The 18,196-nt window shown below is 72.2% G+C and carries 11 protein-coding genes; 1 reads left to right on the top strand and 10 read right to left on the bottom strand.

Features of this window, described 5'->3' with window-relative positions; genetic code table 11:
• Positions 1–26: 26 nt before the first annotated feature.
• The 7 genes from bcsA to bcsB are packed head-to-tail and all read right to left on the bottom strand — an operon-like array spanning position 27 to position 12,966.
• On the bottom strand, positions 27–2,564 hold the full coding sequence (gene bcsA, locus FOZ70_RS23780) for a UDP-forming cellulose synthase catalytic subunit (RefSeq protein ID WP_048025918.1): 2,538 nt from the start codon (positions 2,562–2,564) through the stop codon (positions 27–29).
• Positions 2,561–3,337, bottom strand: coding sequence for a cellulose biosynthesis protein BcsQ (bcsQ, locus tag FOZ70_RS23775; protein WP_059620649.1), 777 nt, complete (start codon positions 3,335–3,337; stop codon positions 2,561–2,563). The genes bcsA and bcsQ overlap by 4 nt, the downstream gene beginning before the upstream one ends.
• Positions 3,334–3,567, bottom strand: coding sequence for a hypothetical protein (locus tag FOZ70_RS23770; protein WP_219706912.1), 234 nt, complete (start codon positions 3,565–3,567; stop codon positions 3,334–3,336). Before FOZ70_RS23770 ends, bcsQ begins: the two co-directional genes overlap by 4 nt.
• Entirely contained in the window at positions 3,564–5,546 is a 1,983-nt protein-coding gene (gene bcsE, locus FOZ70_RS23765) for a cellulose biosynthesis protein BcsE (protein ID WP_059620651.1), read from the bottom strand. The genes FOZ70_RS23770 and bcsE overlap by 4 nt, the downstream gene beginning before the upstream one ends.
• A gap of 11 nt (positions 5,547–5,557) precedes the next feature.
• The gene (locus FOZ70_RS23760) at positions 5,558–9,439 is read right to left on the bottom strand and encodes a cellulose synthase subunit BcsC-related outer membrane protein (protein ID WP_219706910.1); all 3,882 of its coding nucleotides are present in this window, start codon (positions 9,437–9,439) and stop codon (positions 5,558–5,560) included.
• Positions 9,424–10,647: a cellulose synthase complex periplasmic endoglucanase BcsZ gene (gene bcsZ / locus FOZ70_RS23755; RefSeq protein ID WP_060225345.1), complete on the bottom strand. Its 1,224-nt coding sequence runs from the start codon at positions 10,645–10,647 to the stop codon at positions 9,424–9,426. The genes FOZ70_RS23760 and bcsZ overlap by 16 nt, the downstream gene beginning before the upstream one ends.
• 3 nt (positions 10,648–10,650) lie before the next feature.
• Complete coding sequence (gene bcsB, locus FOZ70_RS23750; RefSeq protein WP_219706908.1) at positions 10,651–12,966, bottom strand: cellulose biosynthesis cyclic di-GMP-binding regulatory protein BcsB; 2,316 nt, start codon at positions 12,964–12,966, stop codon at positions 10,651–10,653.
• A 307-nt stretch (positions 12,967–13,273) separates the two neighbouring features.
• Here bcsB and FOZ70_RS23745 point away from each other — a divergent pair, with 307 nt between their 5' ends.
• Positions 13,274–14,470: a sensor domain-containing diguanylate cyclase gene (locus FOZ70_RS23745; RefSeq protein WP_042978329.1), complete on the top strand. Its 1,197-nt coding sequence runs from the start codon at positions 13,274–13,276 to the stop codon at positions 14,468–14,470.
• Positions 14,471–14,555: 85 nt separating this feature from the next.
• Here the strand turns inward: FOZ70_RS23745 and FOZ70_RS23740 are convergent, their stop codons facing one another.
• Genes FOZ70_RS23740 through FOZ70_RS23730 form a run of 3 tightly spaced genes read right to left on the bottom strand, consistent with a single transcriptional unit; the run spans position 14,556 to position 18,180 of the window.
• On the bottom strand, positions 14,556–15,008 hold the full coding sequence (locus FOZ70_RS23740) for a hypothetical protein (protein WP_059554802.1): 453 nt from the start codon (positions 15,006–15,008) through the stop codon (positions 14,556–14,558).
• Positions 15,008–16,414 (bottom strand): phosphatase PAP2/dual specificity phosphatase family protein, encoded by a 1,407-nt coding sequence (locus FOZ70_RS23735; protein ID WP_219706906.1) that lies wholly within the window; start codon positions 16,412–16,414, stop codon positions 15,008–15,010. Before FOZ70_RS23735 ends, FOZ70_RS23740 begins: the two co-directional genes overlap by 1 nt.
• The gene (locus FOZ70_RS23730) at positions 16,411–18,180 is read right to left on the bottom strand and encodes a bifunctional alpha/beta hydrolase/class I SAM-dependent methyltransferase (protein WP_021163075.1); all 1,770 of its coding nucleotides are present in this window, start codon (positions 18,178–18,180) and stop codon (positions 16,411–16,413) included. The genes FOZ70_RS23735 and FOZ70_RS23730 overlap by 4 nt, the downstream gene beginning before the upstream one ends.
• Positions 18,181–18,196: the final 16 nt, after the last annotated feature.

Genomic DNA, 18,196 nt, shown 5'->3' with positions numbered 1-18,196 from the left:
TAACCCACTCCATGATGAGCGCCGCGTCAGTCGCGCGCCCGATCGAGTTTCGGCGCCAGCATGGCCTGCAGGCCGCGCGCCGCACCCTTCCACATCCGTACATAGCCGTCCAGGCCGATGCGCAGCACTTCCTTCAGCCCGCCGAGCGGCGTGTCGACGCGCTGGCCTTCGTGCCAGTCGAGCCACGCGTCCGCGCGCCCGAACGTGCATTGCACGAGCTGGCGCTCCTGTTCGAGCGTCAGTTCCTCGAAGCTCACGCCGATATGGGTCGGCGTCACGCGGGTCACGCGCACCGGGAACGGGAACGGCCGGTCGCCGCGCGTCACGCACACCGTCAGCGTGTCGCCGACGGCGACCGGGAGCCCCGGCACAGCTTCGAGGCCGAGGCCGCCGGTCGAGTAGTCGCTCGTGAAGCATGCGGCCGTCGAGCCGTCGGCGAGCAGCAGCGTGGCCGGCACGCGCATCGCGATCCGGTGCGTGACGCGCACCTGCCTGGTCTCGCGCGCAACGGCCAGCGCGGCGCCGAGCATCGCGAGGTTGTACACGGTCCAGCCGAGCGTGATCAGGATCGTCGACGCCTCGTCGCCCTGGTCGGCCACGAGCCGCCAGATGCCGGCGAGGATCGCGAGCACGTTCAGCCCGAACAGCACGAGATACGGCTTCGACGTCGACCAGTCGACGTAACCTTCGTCGATCTTGCCGCCCTTGTCGGTCACGTTGAACTTGCCGTGCTTCGGGCTGAAGAACGCGACGGTGGTCGGCAGCGCGATGTACCACGCGAGCACCGACTCGTAGACCTCGGCCCAGAACGAATGGCGGTAGCGCCCCTGCATCCGCGAGTTCGCGACGTTCGCGAGCACCAGGTACGGGATCACGTAACTCGCGAGCGCGAGCGACGACGCGTTGATGAAGTACAGGTGGAAGAACAGGTACGCGAGCGGGATCGTCAGGAACACGAGCCGCGGAATCCCGTAGAAGAAATGCAGCATCGCGTTGCCGTAGCAGATCCGCTGGATCAGGCCGAGCCCGCGCCCGAGGAACGGGTTGTCGATGCGGAAGATCTGCGCCATCCCGCGCGCCCAGCGCGTGCGCTGCTTCACGTGGCCCGCTAGGCTTTCGGTCGCGAGGCCGGCCGCCTGCACGGTCGGCAGGTACGCCGACGTATAGCCGCGCCGGTGCAGCTTGAGCGCCGTGTGCGCATCCTCGGTCACGGTCTCGACCGCGACGCCGCCCACCTCTTCCAGCGCGCTGCGCTTGAGCACCGCGCACGAGCCGCAGAAGAACGTCGCGTTCCACAGGTCGTTGCCCGACTGCACTAGGCCGTAGAACAGGTTGCCCTCGTTCGGGATCTCGCGGAACGTGCCGAGGTTGCGCTCGAACGGATCGGGCGAGAAGAAATGGTGCGGCGTCTGCACCAGCGCGCACTTCGGGTCGCGCAGGAACACGCCCATCGTCGTCTGCAGGAACGAGCGCGTCGGCACGTGATCGCAGTCGAAGATCGCGATGTATTCGCCGTGCGTCTTCGGCAGCGCGCGGTTGATGTTGCCGGCCTTCGCGTGGCGGTTGTCGTCGCGCGTCAGGTAGTCGATGCCGGCCTCGGCCGCGAACGCCGCGAACTCGGGGCGCCGGCCGTCGTCGAGCAGGTACACGCGCAGCTTCGCGCTCGGCCAGTCGATGCTCTGCGCGGCGAATACCGTCGGCTTCACGACCGACAGCGGCTCGTTGTAGGTCGGGATGTAGATGTCGACGGTCGGCCAGGTGTCGGGATCGTCGGGCAGCGGCACGATCGGCCGGTCGAGCGGCCAGGCCGTCTGCACGAAGCCGAGCAGCAGGATCATCCACGTATAGGCTTCCGCGCCGTACAGCAGGTAACCCGCGACGGCCTCGACGGGGCCGCGGAAATCGAGCGTCTGCGTGGTGCGCCACCACACGTAGCGCACCGTCGCGAGCAGCGCGAGCGACGCGAGCGCGAGCGTCGGCAGATGGCCCGGCAGGCGGCGCAGCGTGAGCGCCAGCACCGCGACGATCGCGAAGAACGCGAACTGCGCGCCGGGCATCAGCGGCGACATGCCGGCCGCGGCCCACAGCAGTGCGCCGGCCACCAGCAGCAGCGGCGCGAGCCAGCGGCGCCGGCCGACGCCGTTCGCGCGCGCGTCGAGCCAGCCGCCCCAGCGCACCCATGGCAGACGCTCGAGCAACGCGTTGACGCGCCGGCCGACCGCGCGCCCGGCCACGTAGACGGGCACGACGTACTTGTCGAACCAGGCGAGCGGATCACGCGCGGGGCGGCCGTCGGCCGCGCGCGGCGCCCGCACGATCGCGCGCCACAGCCATTCGCGCGGGCTGAGCGGCTGCAGCACGCCCCACTCCTGCGCGAGCCGCAGCGACGCGACACGCACCCAGCGGCGCACGTGATCGGGCCGGCCGGGCGGCGGGGCGTGGAAGAACAGCCGCACGAGCCAGTCGACCAGCGTGCGTTGCGCGGGCAAGCCGATGCCGCGCGCGATCCAGTCGGCCGTGCGGCGTCCGAATGCGCGCAGGCGCGACGCGATGCGCGCGTTCATCGCTCCGCTCCGCGGCGAACGGCCGCGCGTGCCGCCAGCCAGGTATCGACCCAGTTCGCGACGCCGTTCAGGTCGTGCGACGCCTGCGAATACGGCGCGTCGTCGAAGATCCAGCTGCCGCGCGCGAGCGCTTCGGGCACGGCCGCATCGACGTGGATGCGCTGCTCGAGCATCGACGCCGGCCCCGCGACCGCACGCAGCATCGCGAGCGCGTCGCGCTGCATGTCGCGCGCCGGATTCAGCCGGTTCACGACGATGTGCAGTTCGCCACCCGCCCCGAGCGCCCCGAGCCGCGCGGCCGTCGTCGCACAGGCGGCCGGCTCGGGCGGCACGACGACGAGCGTCAGGTCCGCGCGGCGAATCGCCTGCTCGGCCTGCGTCGACGGATAACGCGCGGTGTCGATCAGCACGACGCCGTCGGCCGGCAACGCGATCTCGTCGAGCGCGCGCGACAGCCACGCCGGATCCGCCGCGAGCCGCGCATCGCATGCGGCCGCGCCGGCCGCGTCGACCTGCCCGTAAGGCACGAACAGCACGCCATCGGCGTTGCGCCACGTGTGCGCATGCCACGGCTCGGCGCCGCCGAGCACGCTCTGCGCGAGGCCGTGCTCGGCCAGCGTGTCGAGGCCGAGCGTCGCGCCCATCAGGTTCTGCGCATCGAATTCGACGGCGACGACCGGCCGGCCGCGGCGCGCCAGCAGCACCGCGAGCGCGGCCGTGAGCGTCGTGCGGCCCGCCCCCCCGGTCGTCGACGTAATGGCGATCGTCTTCATCGGGCCGCCTCACCGTGACGTTCGTCATGCTCGCCACGCTCGCGCCCGGCGTCCGGGAGCAGCCGCCCGCGATGCGCGACCGGCACGAGTTCGCACGGCACCGCGTCACGCCGGTCGATCCCGCGCGGCGCTTGAAAGCCGCGGCCGATGCCGAGATGCTGCGCGACGATCCACACGGGCACCGCGATCGTGATGCCGACGATGAATCCGATGACGAGTTCGGCGATCATGCGACCCCCTCCTTGCGCAGCGGCATCGCGCTGCGGATGGCGCTGCGCTTGCGCGCGGCGAGTATGACGGGTTCCGGTGCCGAAGCGTCGGCGGCCGCGGCCGCCGCAGCCGCAGCCGCCGGCATCGCACCGATCGCCTCGAGCGCGACGATCGTATCGATCGCGTCGATCGCACCGCTCACTTCACCCGCGTCGGGCAACGCGTCGCCGGGCCCGGTGCGCGCGAGCGGGGCGCGACTGGCGCCCGCCGGCTGCGCGGCCCCGAACAAATCGCTGTAGTCGGCGATCGGCGCGCGCCGGTTCTCGGCCTTCAGCGCGTTGAGTTCGGTATCGATGCTGCCCTGCCCGAGACACACGACGCGGTCGGACAGCGTGTCGACCGGCACGTCGAAGATACGCGCGAGCGCGTCCTCCGCGTCCGCCGGTTCGCACGCGAACAGGAACACGTACAGGTGCGCGGCATCGGCCGTCACGACGTCGCCCGCGCGGCGCGGGCGGCAATGCCGCAGCGCGTCGACGTGCGACACGCCGGGCAGCAGCGCGATCTTCGCGAGCGTGTGCGGCAGCGCGAGCACGGCGCCGCGATCGAGCACCGCGCGAATCCGCAGGCAGAACGCGCCGACCGGCAGATAACCGAGCACCGAATCGCCGAGCGCGGCCGCGAGCGCCGCACGATAGTCGGCCGCGACGGGCCGCGCATAAAGCTGGCCGCGCAGCGCATGCACGGCCCCCTGCAGTCGCGATACCGGCAGGTCGCGTGCGATGACGCGGCTCGCGCCGACGCTCAGCACGAGCATCTCGAACTGCTGGCGCAGCACTTCGCCGCGCTCGACGACCGCGATCTTCAGCGCACCGCCGCACTGCCGGCGCAGCGTGTGCACGTCCGCGCAGAGCGCTTCGAGCTGCGCATGCGAACGGAACACGAGCACTGCGGTCGCGGCCTGCGCATGCGCACAGGCGGCAACGACGGCCGCGTTGTCCTCGACGATTTCCCAGCCCTGCGGCGCGCGGTTCGTGCCGTCGAGCACCGCGCGGCTGACGACGACGCGATCCTCGTCGCTCGCGAGCTTCATCCGGTTGGCCGGCTCGGTCGCGCCGCCGTCGATGCTCGCCGACAGCCGGCCGCCCGGCGCGAAACGCAGCGGCCGTACCTCGCCGGCCGCGAGCGTATCGCCCGCGCGCCAGAAGTCGACGATCCACAGCAGCTCGCCGTGGGTGCGCTGCAACTGCGCGACGCCCGAGCAGATACCGTGGAAACCGCTGCGCGGCGTGCGATCCGCATCGCGCACGAGCGGTGCATCGTCGGTGCGTGCCGCGTCGTCCGCGCGGGTCGCTTCGGGATCGAGCAGCAGCACGAGCGCGATCCGGCGCGTGCGGCACCAGTCGGCGAGCGCGTGCGCCTCGTCGGCGAGCGCGATCGGGTCGTCCCAGCTGAACCAGCGCTGCGCGCCCTCGACGAAATACAGCGAGCGTGCACGAAAGCCGTAACGCTTCATCGCGCGCAGGCCGCCGGTCAGCCGCGCGAACGGGCCCGGCGCCGCGCGACGCGATGCGTCGGCGGTCGCGCCCGTGCCGGTGCCGTCACCGCCGGCCGGCTCGGCCGCGGGCGGCATCGCCAGCACGTTCAGGTTGCGCGGCCAGCCGGCCGGATGCGCGCCGTCCGCGAAACCGCGCGCCCGCATCTGCCCGGCAACGTGCGCCGCGTCGCGCGCGAGCACGACCGTCACGTCGCGCGTGCGCGCCTGCCGCGCGCTCTCCCACACGAGCGCATCGCAGGCCGGCGTGCCGCCGGCCGCGTAGATCGCGTACAGGCCGCCGGCTTCCAGCTGTGTCCACGCGTCGGGCAAGCCGTCGATCGCGAGCCGGCTCACCGTGCCGGCGCGGCCGCCGGCCGGCCCCGCGCCCAGCAGCGCACGCAGGCGGCCCAGCAGGCCGGCGGCGCCGAGCGCGGGACGGGTGGCATCGATTTCCGTATTCACGGCGCGTTCCCCTAGTAATCCGAATAAAGCCGCACGGGTGTCGGCGTGACGAGCCAGCTGCGTTGCGCACGGGCGTCGAACGCATAGCGCAGGTACACGAGCGCCGAACTCGGCGCGTAGTCGTGCGACCGGTCGACGTGCAGCTGCGCGCCGACGCTCAGGTGCGGGTTCACGCGATACTCGACGATCCCGTTGATGCCGTACGAGAACGACACGCCGCGCGTCGAGCTGCCCGCGTACACGAACCCGGCCGCCACCTGCGCGGCCCGCTGGTCCGAGAACGTCGGGTAATACAGCGAATCCTTCTCGTAGCTGTTCGAGATCCCGCCCGTGACGGTCAGGTCCCACGACAGTGCATCGTGCCGCCCCGCCCATTCGATCGGCACGCCGAGCGACAGGTAGCGCTGCGGGCTGTAGTAACCGCCCTGCCCGTACGTGTAGTAGCGCAGGTTCTGCGCGTAATGCCACGCGTTGCCGACGAGCCCCGTGCTGACCTTCATCGTCGCGCGTTCGTACACGGGCACCGTGAAGCCGGTGCGCAGCGTGACTTCCGCGTTGCGCTCGACGTTTCGGCCGGACAGCACGCCCGCGCCGAGTTCCGCGAACAGGTTCGTGCGGCCGACGTCGACCGACGCGCGCAGGTTCACGCCGTCGCGGCGCACGCCGCCCCAGACCGCGCCCGTCCACGGGTCGCGCATCCCCGCGTACGACAGCACGCTGCTTGTTTCCGGCCGCCGCGACGCGTTCACCGAGAAGCTGGCCGGGCCCGCGTCGAACCGGTAACGCACGCCGCCGACGAGGTAATGCACGGGAAAACCGAGCGGCGACGTGCCGAGGTCGACGCGCCATGCGTCCGACAGATAACCGGCGCCGAGCGCGACGCCCGTCGTCGACTGGTGCCGCGAACCCGGCGGATTCGCGATCGATGCGGGCGTCAGCGCGTTCTGCGCCTTGAGCGCCGCGAACGTGCCGAAGGTCTTGAGCGAATACGCATTCGCGTCGCTCGTATCGAGCGTGCCCGGATCGAGATGCACGGTATCGATCTGCGCGAACACGTGGCCGTCGTAGCGGACCGGCATCTGCATGTAGATCGGCACCTGCTGCGCGCGATACGAAGAGATGCCTTCGTCGCCCGACTTGTAGGCAGGCGTCCAGCCGGTCTCGATCTCGGGATTGCGCCGCTGCTCGAGATCCGCGAACGCGGCCTGCGCGGGCGTCAGGCCGTCACGGCCCGGGCTCACGCCCGTCGCGCGCTCCTGCGATTGCGACAACCGGTACAGCGACGCCGCGTCGTCATAGCGGCCCTGTGCCTCGGCCACGCGCCCGGCCGCGACCGTCACGTCGGCGCGCGCCGGATACGCGGCATGCAGCCGGTCGGCCACTTGCGCGGCTTCGTCCGCGCGGCGCAGCGCGTTCAGGCGGCGCACGGCCGACAGTTGCGTGTCGACGTCGTCGTCCGGCGTGCGCGCGAGTACCGCCTGCACGCGCGCCAGCGCAGCGGCACGGTTGCCGCTGTCCTCGTCGATGCGTGCCAGCGCGAGCTGCGTATCGGCATCGTCCGGCGTGCGCGCGACGACCGGCGCGAGCGCATCGCGCGCCGCGTCGTAACGGCCTTGCGCGCGTTCGAGATCGGCCCGTTCGAGCGCATGACGCTTGTCCGCGCGGCCGGCCGGGCTCGCACGATCGAGCAGCTTGCGCGCCTGTGCGTAGTCCTGCCGGGCGATCGCATCGTCGGTCTGCCGCAACACGAGCCGCAACGACTGGTCCTCGATCCGCGCGGTCTGCGCGGGCGTCAGCGACGGTTCCCGGCGCAGCGTGTCGAGCCACGCGGCAAGCGCGTCGTCGCGCCCCGCGCTGCCGAGCAGGTCGCCATAGCGCAGCCGCACGTCCGTATCGGCTTCACGCGGGTGCGCGGCGATCCAGTCGTGCAGCGGTGCGAGGCCGCGATCCGGTTCGCCCGCGTCGATCCACTGCGCGCCGATCGCGGCGAGCATGTCGGGATCGTCCGGCGCGCTCGCCTGGGCCTGCGCGAGCGACGCGGCGAACGCCGTGCGGTCGCCGCGCGCGAGCGCATCGCGTGCGTCGGCCAGCGCGCGTTGCGCATCGAGCTTGCGCGCGAGCGCGCGCATTCCGTCCGTACGATGCGCGTCGTCGACCGGCGCGAGCGCGGCCTGCGCGCCCGCCGCGTCGTCGACGGAGTTGCGATACAGCGCGGTCGCGTAGCGCATCTCGGGCGTCGCGCCTTGCGCGAGCCCGTCGTCCATCACCGTGCGGCCGAGCTGCGGCAGCCCCATGTCGCGATAGAGGCGCGCGAGCGCGAAGCGCGTCCACGGCGCGTCGGGCGCCGCGCGCACGGCCGCCTCGTAACGCTGCGCGGCGGGCCCGCGTTCGCCCTTGTCCGCCAGCGCGCGCGCCTGGTCCGCGAGCAGGTCGGCACGCAGGCCGTCGAGCGCGTGCCGGTCGTCGCGGCCCGTCACGCGGCCTTGCAGCGCGTCGAGCAGCGGGCCGATCCGGTCCGCGCGGCTGGTGTTCTGATACAGCGTGGCCGTGTCGCGCACGGCCGCGAGGCTCGGCGAACGCGCGGCCAGCAGCTCGCGCAGCAATGGCTCCGCGCGCGCCCAGTCGCGCTGCGCGAGCAACGCATCGGCAAGCTGCAGCTTCGCGTCCGGACTGTCCGGCTGCATCGCGAGTGCCGCACGCGCCGCGCGCTCCGCGTCCTGCGGACGTCCCGCGGCGGCCGCCGCGCGGCCTTGCGCGAGCAGCCCCCAGAACTGCGCGGTGCGCGCGAGGCCCTGCCATTTGCCACGCTGGTCGGTCGCGAGCGTCGCGGCGCGCGTGAACAGCGCGCGCGCCTCGTCGTGCCGCCCTTCGCGCAGGCGCAGCAGGCCGAGCCCGCCGACCGCGTCGGCGTCGTCCGCGCGTGCGCGCGCGGCGCGCGTCAGCAGCGGATCGGCGCCGGCCAGGTCGCCGCGCGCGAGCGCCTGCAGGCCGCGCTGCTGCGCGATGTAGTCGGGATTGCGCTCGAGCCGGCGCTGCGCGTCGCGCTGACGATCCAGTGCCGCCGCGCGATCGACGAATTCGGTGTCGTCCGGCACGAGCACGAGATACGCATGCAGCGCATCGAGATACGCGGGATCGCTGCCGGCCGCCTGCAGCACGCGCCGCCACTGCGCCATCGCCTCCGTATGGTCGGCGTCGGCGCGCTTCGCGAGCGCCCACGCGAGCCGGTTCGCCTCCGGCCGCGTGTCGGCACGCTGGTTCAGGAGCCGCACGAGCGCCATCGCCGCGCTCGTGTCCTGCGGATCGGCCGCGACCGCGCGGCGCAGCGCGGCGATCGCCGGCTCGCGCCCGCCCGGCGCATTCGACACGATCTGGTAGTACTCGGCGCCGAGCGCGCCGTCCGGCGCACCGTTCGGAAACAGCGCGACGATCCGCCGTGCCGCCTCGTCGGCACGGCCGCTGCGCGCGAGCAGGCGAATCTGCGCCATCTCGCCGCGCCCGCTCGTCGCGACGCGATATTCGTCGGCGACCCGCCGCGCGGCGGGCACATTCGGCGACTGTGCCTGCAGGCGCGCGAGCGAGGCCTGCGCGCCTTTCGCATCGCCGAGCCGCAACAGCACGCGAACCTGTTCGGCCAGCAGCTCGGGATCGCCCGGCGCGATCAGCAGCCCCTTGCGCAGCGCGTCGCGCGCAAGGTCGTCGCGATGCTTGACGCCCCACATCCGCGCGGTGTCGAGCTGGCGCTGCGCATCGGTGGACGCGGCGGCCGCCGGCGTCGCGGAGGATGCCATCGTCATGCCCGGCGCGGTGCCCGGCGCCGCCGCGCACACCGACGACGCGAGCCACGCGAATCCCGCGACGTGCGGCGCGGCGCGCTTCAGCGGGCGGCGCACGAGCGGCCTCCCCAGCGGGCGTCGAGCGTGCCGTCCGCGCCGAACCGGTAGCGCCCGTCGCGCCAGCCGAGCCCGAACAGCGTCAGCACGCTCGTGTAGTAACCGGGCGCCGACTGGCGCGCGAGCGTATCGACACGCGCCGCCTGCGCATCGGCGAGCGCACGCTGGCCGCGCGCGTCGAGGAACGGCACGGCGGCCGCCGAAAACCCGCCGTTGCCGTCGTTCGGCCCCGCAACGCCCGTCGTCGTGTCGACCTTCTCGGGCGGCGCGCCATGCGCGGCGATGTAGTCGGCGAACGGCGCAAAGCGTGCGAGCAACGGCGCGGCGAGCGGATCGGCGCGGTCGAGCATGCCGGCCCACAGATACACGCGGATCGCGTTGTACGCGCTCTCCGCATGCGTGTCGCGATCGGGCCCGAAACCCGTGCCCGCGCGATACAGCGCCCAGTCGGGCGAAAAGCCCTTCGGTGCCGTGTCGAGCAGCACGCGACCGGTGCTGGCGGCGAGCGCGGCCCAGCGCCGGTCGTCGGGCAGGCGCGCGCCGAGCGCGCGGATCACCTGCGGCGGCGAATAGCTCGGGTTCACGCGCCACTGGCCGTCGGCCAGCTTGAACCCCGTCGGCCCCGGCAGCAGCGTGAGGCCGAGGCCCGGCACGGTCGCGGTCTCGTCGTCGAGCACGCGCTTCGCGAGCAGCGCGCCGCGCGCCGTGTAGCTGCGCTCGTGCCACAGCCGTCCGGCTTCCACGAGTGCATACGCGATCCACAGGTCGGCGTCCGACGCCGCGTTCGCGTCGAGCACGCGCCACGCGCCGTCGGGCGCACGGCCCCACAGCCACGCCGGCAGGTGCGCGCTCAGGTCGCCCTGCGCGAGATTGTTCTCGGTCCATGCGAGGATCGTGTCGAACATGCGCCGGTCGTTCGCGACCAGCGCGAAGAAGAGTCCATACGCCTGCCCCTCCGACACCGTGCGTGAATCGGCCGAGCCGACGTCGATCACGCGGCCGTCGGCCGAGATGAAATCGCGCTTGAACGCGTCCCAGCGCGGCCACGCGGCGCCGCATCCCGCGTCGGCCGCGTCAGCCGTGCCCGCGGCGTGCGCGCGCGCGGCCATGCCGGCTGCCGTGCACGTCATCGCCACCGCCAGCGCGAGTGCCGCGCCGACGCGCCGCGCCGGCCGCGTTGCCCGTCGCTTCGCCATAACCCGCGCCATCCGTTACATCCCCCGTCGACGCGCGGCGATTCTCTGCAGCACGCTGAACACGCCGAGCGCGAGCAACAGCCCCGCGACCACGCCGACCGCGCCGAGCACGACCGGATGCCGCGCCGCTTCCGTCCACACGCGCGCATACCACGGCACGAAGCCGACCACGTAAGGCTCGCCGACGCGCAGGCTGTCGACCTGCCCCGGCCGCACCAGCGCGAGGTCGCCCTGCAGCTGCGACACGAGCCCGGCGTTCTCGAACACGTCGAGCAGGTCGCCGAGGCGCGGCTGGTCGGTCGCCGTCAGCGCGACCACGCTGCGCCCCCGGCTGCCCGGCAGCTCGAACCCGGCAAGCGCCGCGAGCGAGCCGGTCTGCTCGATGTGCGCGCCGCCTTCGGCCAGGCCGACGCCGTTGCGCCAGCGCTCCTTCACGGAGAACGCGATGCGCGCGGTGCCTTCGCTGCCCGCGCCGCCCTGCTCGCCGATCACGAGCGGCAGCGCCGAGCGCCAGTGCGCGAGCAGCGGCGACGCGGGCGAGCCGTCGATCACGAGCAGGTCCTTGCTGCCCGACAGCGCGGCGACGTCGCCGGGCCGCGCGACCTGCACGCGCAGGGCCGGAAACCCGGTCCATTCGCCCATGTGGCCGAGCATCGTCAGGTAGGCCTCGAGCTCCTGCGGCGACGGCCGGTCGGGCATCACGACGGCCGTCTGCGACAGGTCGGCGAAGCGCGTGAACGGGAAGCCGCTGTTCGCGAAGAACGCGAGGTTCGGCAATTGCGCGTAATGGACGAAGTGCGAGAAGTCGATCGTCGAATCGGGATCGATCGCCGCGCGCTGCGGCTCGGTCGCCGTGCTCGAGCACAGGCCCGTCTTCTGCGAGTCGAGCGTGAAGCGGAACTGCAGCTGGTTGCCGCTGCCGACCCGGAACGCCGGGATGTCGACGTCGCTCGTCACGCGCCCTTCGGGCACCGACAGCAGCGGCAGCTGCATGCGGCCGTGCGCGTCCTCGGCATGGGACGGCCCGAGCCGGTACGACTTCACGAGCTGCTCGTTGATCTCGACGGCGAGCGTCGAGTTGTCCTGCACGGTCGGCGCCGTGTAGCGGTAGCGCAGCGTGATCGGCACGCCCGCGCCGTTCCACGAATGCAGATCGGCCGGCACGCGCAGGTTCAGGCGGATGGCGTCGGGCGTCGTGCCGCGCACTTCCAGCTGGCGCGTATCGGATACGAGCTCGCGGAACGCGATCGGCCGGTTCACGGGCAACCAGCGCGGCGCGTCGTACGGCTTGCGCGGCGCGCCGGGATCGACGTGCGCGACCGTCGCCGCCGGCCCCGACAGCGCCGCGCGGCCCAGCACGAGCGTCGCGACCGCGTCGTCGACCTCGGCCGCCGTGCGGCCCGTGACGACGAGCAGCTTGCGCCCCGGCGCAGCCGGGTTGTCGGCCACCGCGAGCAGCGGGCCGTTGATCGACGGCAGCGCGAGGCCGGCCGGCAGCGTCGCGGCCGTGCCGATCACCACCGCCTGGTCGTCCGTCGGCAGCCCGGACGACACCGGGAACCGCGCATGCCGGTAGTCGGCCAGCGCGCCGAACCACGACGCGAGCACGCCCGCGCTGCGCAGCGTCGCCGAATCCGGCGACGCCGGCAGCACGAACGGCAGGCGCACGCGGCCGTTGTCGCGCCGGTCGAAGAACGGCGCGGGCAGCAGCGCGAGATCGTTCGGCAGGCGCACCGGCGACTCGTCGAGGATCAGCTCGCTCTTCGGGCTCACGTCGGCCCATAGCGCCGAGTTCGACGGATCCTCGCAATGGTCGAGCGTGTAGTGCGCGATCAGGCGCAGGCCGATCTGGTTGAAATCCGAGAAATAGCGCGGATCGATCGGGATTTCCTGCGTGACCGTCCGGCCCGCCTGCGCGGCGTCGAACGGAACGGTCGCGATCACCTCGCCGTTCACCGACACCTTCAGGTGCGACATCGGGAACACCAGCGACGGCGAATAGGCGTAGGTCAGGCGCAGCCGCGCGCCAGTGACCACGCGGTCGAGCCGCACGCCTGCGTTGATCGTGCGCGCGTCGTCGGCGCCGCGCAGGCGCAGCGGATCGAACGCACCGAGCGACGCGAACGGCAGATGCACCGTCGTCGCCGGCAAGCCGGCGGACGGCGCACTGGCCGCCGCGGGCGCAGCCGCGGCCGCGAGCACCGGCGCCGGCATCGCGCCCGAGGCCGCGGCGGCCGGCACGGCCGGCATCGGCGCGGCCGACAGCGCGGCCGTGTGAAATGCGCCGACCATGGCGGCCGACAGGACGAACAGCGACACGGCCGGCTTCATGCGCCGCTCCGTTTCGTCAGGATCGTCAGGTCATCCGTTGCATCGGAACCGATGCGCGCAAAGCAGCTATGCCCGTGAGTGAACAATCCCACTGCTTCCCCTCATATCTATCCAACTGGCCTGATTCATTTATCGAAACGATGCGGCGATTTCTTTAATCGCCTGTCATCATGCTGCGCGCGCGCCTGGCACCGGCACACGCTCATTCGTCACACTATCTCAAAAATAGGACAAAACTTACCCCGATTCGCGACGATGAAGCGAAAAAAACCTCAATCCAGTCGAAAATGCTGCGCGAGAGGGAGGAATGGTAAGAATTGCGCCGTTGTCGCCCGACGGGCCGAACGGCATACTGCCGGCGCGGTTCGGCCGGCCGGCGGCGGTCCGTTGCAGACCGCCCCGGAACGCGCCGCCGCGAAGCGGCGCGTATGCTACCGCAATCCCGTGCCGCCGGACGTGCTTTCTTTCACGGAAAACTGACTTGAATCAAATCGCCGACACCGTCACTCCGTCCCCCGACACCCTGCTGCGCATCATTGCCGCCCAGACCGAGATCGCGAAGCTCGGCCTCGACCTCGGCAGCGTGATGGCGTATGTGGCCGAGCAGGTGCCGCAGCTCACCGGCGCGAGCGCCGCCGCGGTCGAATTCGCCGAGGGTGACGACATGGTGTACCGCGCCGCGTCGGGCACCGCGGCCGGGATGCTCGGCCTGCGGCTGCGGCGCTCGGGCAGCCTGTCCGGCCTGTGCGTGCAGCAAGGCGAGTTGCTCCACTGCATCGATTCGGAAACCGACCCGCGCGTCGATCGCGACGCATGCCGGCGTGTCGGCCTGCGTTCGATGCTCGTGATGCCGCTCACCCATGCCGACACGACGGTCGGCGTGCTGAAGGTGATGTCGCCGGAAGTCGACGGCTTTTCGCCAGCCGATGCCGGCACGCTGCGGCTGACGGCCGACCTGATCGCCGCCGCGATGTTCCACGCGGCACGCAACGAGGCGAACGAACTCTACATGCGCGCGACGCACGACGCGCTCACGGGGCTGCCGAACCGCGCGCTGTTCTACGACCGCCTGCGCCAGTCGATGCACACGACGCTGCGCGCGAACGGCCGGCTCGGCATCCTCAACATCGACATGGACGGGCTGAAGCCGATCAACGACGGGTTCGGCCACCGCGCGGGCGACGCGGCGCTGCGCGAGATCGCCACGCGGATGCAGGGCGCGGTGCGGCGCTCGGACACGGTCGCGCGTATCGGCGGCGACGAATTCGCGGTGATCCTGCCGAACATCGGCAACCGCGACGACGCGCATGCGCAAAGCACGCGGCTCGCGCGGCAGGTCAGCGAACCGTTCGAATTCGAGGGCCGCCCGCTGCGGCTCGGCGTCAGCGTCGGGATCGCGCTGCTGCCCGACGACGGCACCGACATGACCGCGCTGATCGAGCATGCGGACCAGGCGATGTATGAGGTGAAGCGCACGCGGTCGCAGCGGACGGCTCACGCGTAACGCAGATCCCGAGGCGGCTTCCTCGATGAACCCGTAGCCGGAACGACAGCGTCGACCACGCACGGCGGGTTCGCACGGCCGCTGACTAGCCCACCTGCGGAACAGCGATCGCAAGCCCGACCACGAGCCACTGCACGATCGCGACGAGCACGCCGGCCCGGCACAGCCCGACCGCGCCGCGCACGCGTGCGTCGAGCGCGCGGCCGGCCTTCGATGCGTCGATCCAGCCGAGATCGGCGAGCGCGCGGTCGAGCGCGGCGAGGGCGTCGTCGACCGACGCGTCGCCGGCCGCCGCGCGCGCAAGCGCGGCGAACAGCCGGCGGTCGATCTCGATCCGCACCGCGACCCACAGCGCCGCGATCCCCGACCCGGTGCTGACGACGGCCAGCAGCACGCGCGCGACCGTCGCCGGCGCCCAGCCCGACGCGATCCACCAGCCCGCGCCGGCCGCGGCCAGCGCGGCCGCGATCGCCCACGCGCCCGCATCGAGCGCGCCGCGCGCGGCGGCAATCCTGAATGGCGCGGACGGGTCGCGCATCACACGCCTCCCGCGCCGCGCCGGCGATCGATCCAGTGCTGCAGCACGGCCACGCCGTCGTCCGACCACACCGCATGCGGCCGCACCGCGCGCACCGCGGCCAGCGCGTCGCGCGCATCGCCGATCCCGCGTCGCGCCGCCAGCCACGCGGCCGCGCACAGCACGCTGCGCCCGTAGCCGAGCGCGCAGCAGACCAGCACGTCGTGCCCTTCCCCGTGCAGGCGTTCGAGCGCCGCGACGGCCTGCGCGAGTTGCGCGGCCGTCGGCGCGACGAGGTCGAGCTGCGGCACGCTCGCATAGGCGAGCGATGCGTCGGCCGCCGCCCAGCGGGGCATTTCGGCCGTCAGGTCGACCAGTGCCGTGAAACCGTGGCGGCGCACGTCGGATGTGGTCGGCGTGCGGCCAAGCGACACGCGTTCGTCGATCCGCACCGGCGCCGGCTGCCGGAACGTCCAAAGCCGCGAATTGACGAATGCGCCGGCAATCGTCGGCGCAAGCAGCCAGCGGATGACGACCGGGAAACGCCCGTGCGCGTCCTTCTGGAACGCGCCGGGTGCGCCGCGCCGGTAGATCCACGCGACACACGCGAGCGCCAGCGCGACCCACCCGGCCGCCAGCGCCCAGCCGGGCGCGCGCGGCACGCACCAGAGCGCCACCAGCGCGACCGCCGCCGCGCCGAGCGCATAACGACGCGCAAGCGTGCGGCCGGCCGCGCCCGGCGATGCATCGGCGCCCGGCAGCCGGCCCGCGGCATCGCGCAGCGGAAACAGGAACAGCGCAAGACAGCCGACGGCCGCACCGGTCGGCACGTCGATCGCGTGATGCTGGTAGGTCGTCAGCACCGACACGCCGATCGCCGCGAACCACAGGTGGAGCACGACGCGCGCGAGCGTGCCGCGCACGTGTTTCGCATAGACGGCCCACAGCACGACGAGCAGCCCGATGTGCAGCGACGGCGCCTGGTTGAACGGCTTGTCGAACCCCATCAGCAGCGTGAACAGCGCACCGGCCACGCCGCCCGCGTCGGGCCGCTCGAACCCGAAGCGCAGCGGCCACGCGATGAAGCACGCAACCGAAACCAGTTGCACGGTCAACAGCCGTTTCACGTGATCGAGCAGGTCGGCGCGGCGCGTCCAGAAGAAGAACGACAGCGCATACAGCAGATCGATCGACCAGTACGGCACGATCGTCCACGGCACGAACGGGATCGCGTGCTCCCAGCCGAACGCGAAGGTCGGCACCGCCGCACGGCGCGCGGCGAGCCAGTTCGCGAAGCCGTAGGTCGAGAAGAACACGGCGCCCATCACCGCGAGCCAGCCGACACGCAGCGCGAACGACGCGTCGCGTGCGCCGGCCGCCGACGCCTGCGCCGTCAGGCCGCGCGCGTCGCCGCCGAACTCGCTCATGACGCGTCGACCCGCTGCGCGAGGCTGACCGTGAAAATGCCCATTTCGTCGATCCGCTGGTCGAGCTTGCGGAACCCCGCGCGCGCGACGAGTTCGTCCATCTCGGCCTGCGAGCGGCGGCGCATCACCCAGGTTGCCTCGCCGCGGTGATTGTTCAGTGCGCGCGCGATGAATTCGAGCTGCGGATGCCACGGCTGCCCCGTATAAACGAGATACCCGCCCGGCGGCACGGCCTGCGCGAGCCCGCGCAGCGAGCGCTCGATCAGCGCGTTCTCGCCGAACAGTTCGTAGAGGCCCGACACGATCGCGAGCGTCGGACGCGGCTCGAGCGTCGCGAGCGACGCCTCGTCGAACGCGTCGCCGCGCTCGAAGCGCGCGATCGGCTCGAGGCCGCGCTGCGCGATCAGCACGCGCCCGGCCTCGACGTTCGGCGGGCTGTAGTCGCGCAGCGTGATGTCGTCGGGCGCCGCGCCGTCGCGCTCGGCGGCCGACGCGATCGCGTCGAGCACGTAGCGCCCGTGCCCGGCCGCGATGTCGACGATCCGCACCGGCGTGCCGTGGCCGCGCAGGCGGCCGATCGCCGCGCCGATCAGCTCCTGCAGATGCACCTTGCGCTGGCGGATGCCGACCCAGCCCGGCGAATCGAGATACGTGCGGTCGATCAGTGCACCGATGCCGAGCCGCCCTTGCGCGCGATTGCGGTACACGTAATCGAGCGTCGAGCCCGAATCGAAACCGAGCCGCAGCCCGAGCGCGATACCGTCCGACAGCGCGCCGCCGGCCTTCAGGCCGGCTCGCGTGAGCGCCCAGTACGCACGCGCGAACGCATTCGCGGGCGGGCGACCGAGTGCCGCGTATTCGTCGTGGAACGCGCCGCGCCGGTCGGCATCGGCGAGCGACACGCGCGGGCTCGGCGCATCGAATTCGCGCAGCACGAATGCGCGCAGCGGCGCGAGCGCCTGCGCGCGATCGCGTTCGCCGAGCGTGTCGTGATAGAAGCCCGGCAGCACGATGCGCTCCTTGCGCGCGGCGCCGAGGCGTTCGAAGAAGCGGTCCTGCGGGCCGCGATGCACGACCCAGTCGGCGCCCGAGATCAGCAGTTGCGTCGGCACGGTAATCGCGGCCGCATCGGCGACGATCCGCTGCGCGGTGTCGTGCAGGTCGAGCAGCATGTTGACCGCGATCGGCCGCGTGATCAGCGGATCGGACGCATAACTCGCGATCCGCTCGGGATCGTGCGTGAGGAATTTCGGCTTCACGTAGCTGTTCACGTAGAACAGCCCGCGCAGCTTGTGCATCAGCCGCAGGCCCGGCCGCGCGAACGGCACGTAGAGCTTGATGTGAAACGCCGGCGACGCGACGACGAGCGCGCGGATCGGCGGCGCGTAGTCGTGCACCCAGGTGGCCGCGAGCACCGCGCCGACGCTCTGGCCGACCACGGCCATGTCCTCGATCGCGATGCCGTGCGTGTCGCGGATATGTTCGACGAAGGTCTGCAGGTCGCGTACCGACGCGGCCGCGCTCGGGCTGTAGCCGCGCGCGCCGGGCGAGCGGCCGTGGCCGCGCGCATCCCACGCGAAGAACGCGAAATCCGGCAGGTCGAGCTCGTCGACGAGATGCGCGACGCGCGCCGAATGTTCGTGGCCGCGATGCAGCAGCACGATGGCGCCGCGGCAACGCGGGCCCGTCGCGGGCCAGTGACGATAGAACAGCGTTTCGCCGTCGTGCGTGATGAAATCGGCCTCACGTGCCGTGCGTGCGCTCATGTATTTTTCTCTCGTT

This window comes from Burkholderia sp. COPS (assembly GCF_019425585.1).
Lineage (GTDB): Bacteria > Pseudomonadota > Gammaproteobacteria > Burkholderiales > Burkholderiaceae > Burkholderia > Burkholderia cepacia.
This window is presented reverse-complemented; position numbering and strand designations above follow the sequence as displayed.

What these genes read in the sequence shown, in the direction of transcription:
- bcsQ (WP_059620649.1), bottom strand. Translation starts at nt 3,337, where the DNA reads ATGAAGACGATCGCCATTACGTCGACGACCGGGGGGGCGGGCCGCACG.
- FOZ70_RS23745 (WP_042978329.1), top strand. Translation starts at nt 13,274, where the DNA reads ATGGTAAGAATTGCGCCGTTGTCGCCCGACGGGCCGAACGGCATACTG.
- bcsZ (WP_060225345.1), bottom strand. Translation starts at nt 10,647, where the DNA reads ATGGCGCGGGTTATGGCGAAGCGACGGGCAACGCGGCCGGCGCGGCGC.
- FOZ70_RS23770 (WP_219706912.1), bottom strand. Translation starts at nt 3,567, where the DNA reads ATGATCGCCGAACTCGTCATCGGATTCATCGTCGGCATCACGATCGCG.
- bcsB (WP_219706908.1), bottom strand. Translation starts at nt 12,966, where the DNA reads ATGAAGCCGGCCGTGTCGCTGTTCGTCCTGTCGGCCGCCATGGTCGGC.
- bcsA (WP_048025918.1), bottom strand. Translation starts at nt 2,564, where the DNA reads ATGAACGCGCGCATCGCGTCGCGCCTGCGCGCATTCGGACGCCGCACG.
- FOZ70_RS23735 (WP_219706906.1), bottom strand. Translation starts at nt 16,414, where the DNA reads ATGAGCGAGTTCGGCGGCGACGCGCGCGGCCTGACGGCGCAGGCGTCG.
- FOZ70_RS23730 (WP_021163075.1), bottom strand. Translation starts at nt 18,180, where the DNA reads ATGAGCGCACGCACGGCACGTGAGGCCGATTTCATCACGCACGACGGC.
- FOZ70_RS23740 (WP_059554802.1), bottom strand. Translation starts at nt 15,008, where the DNA reads ATGCGCGACCCGTCCGCGCCATTCAGGATTGCCGCCGCGCGCGGCGCG.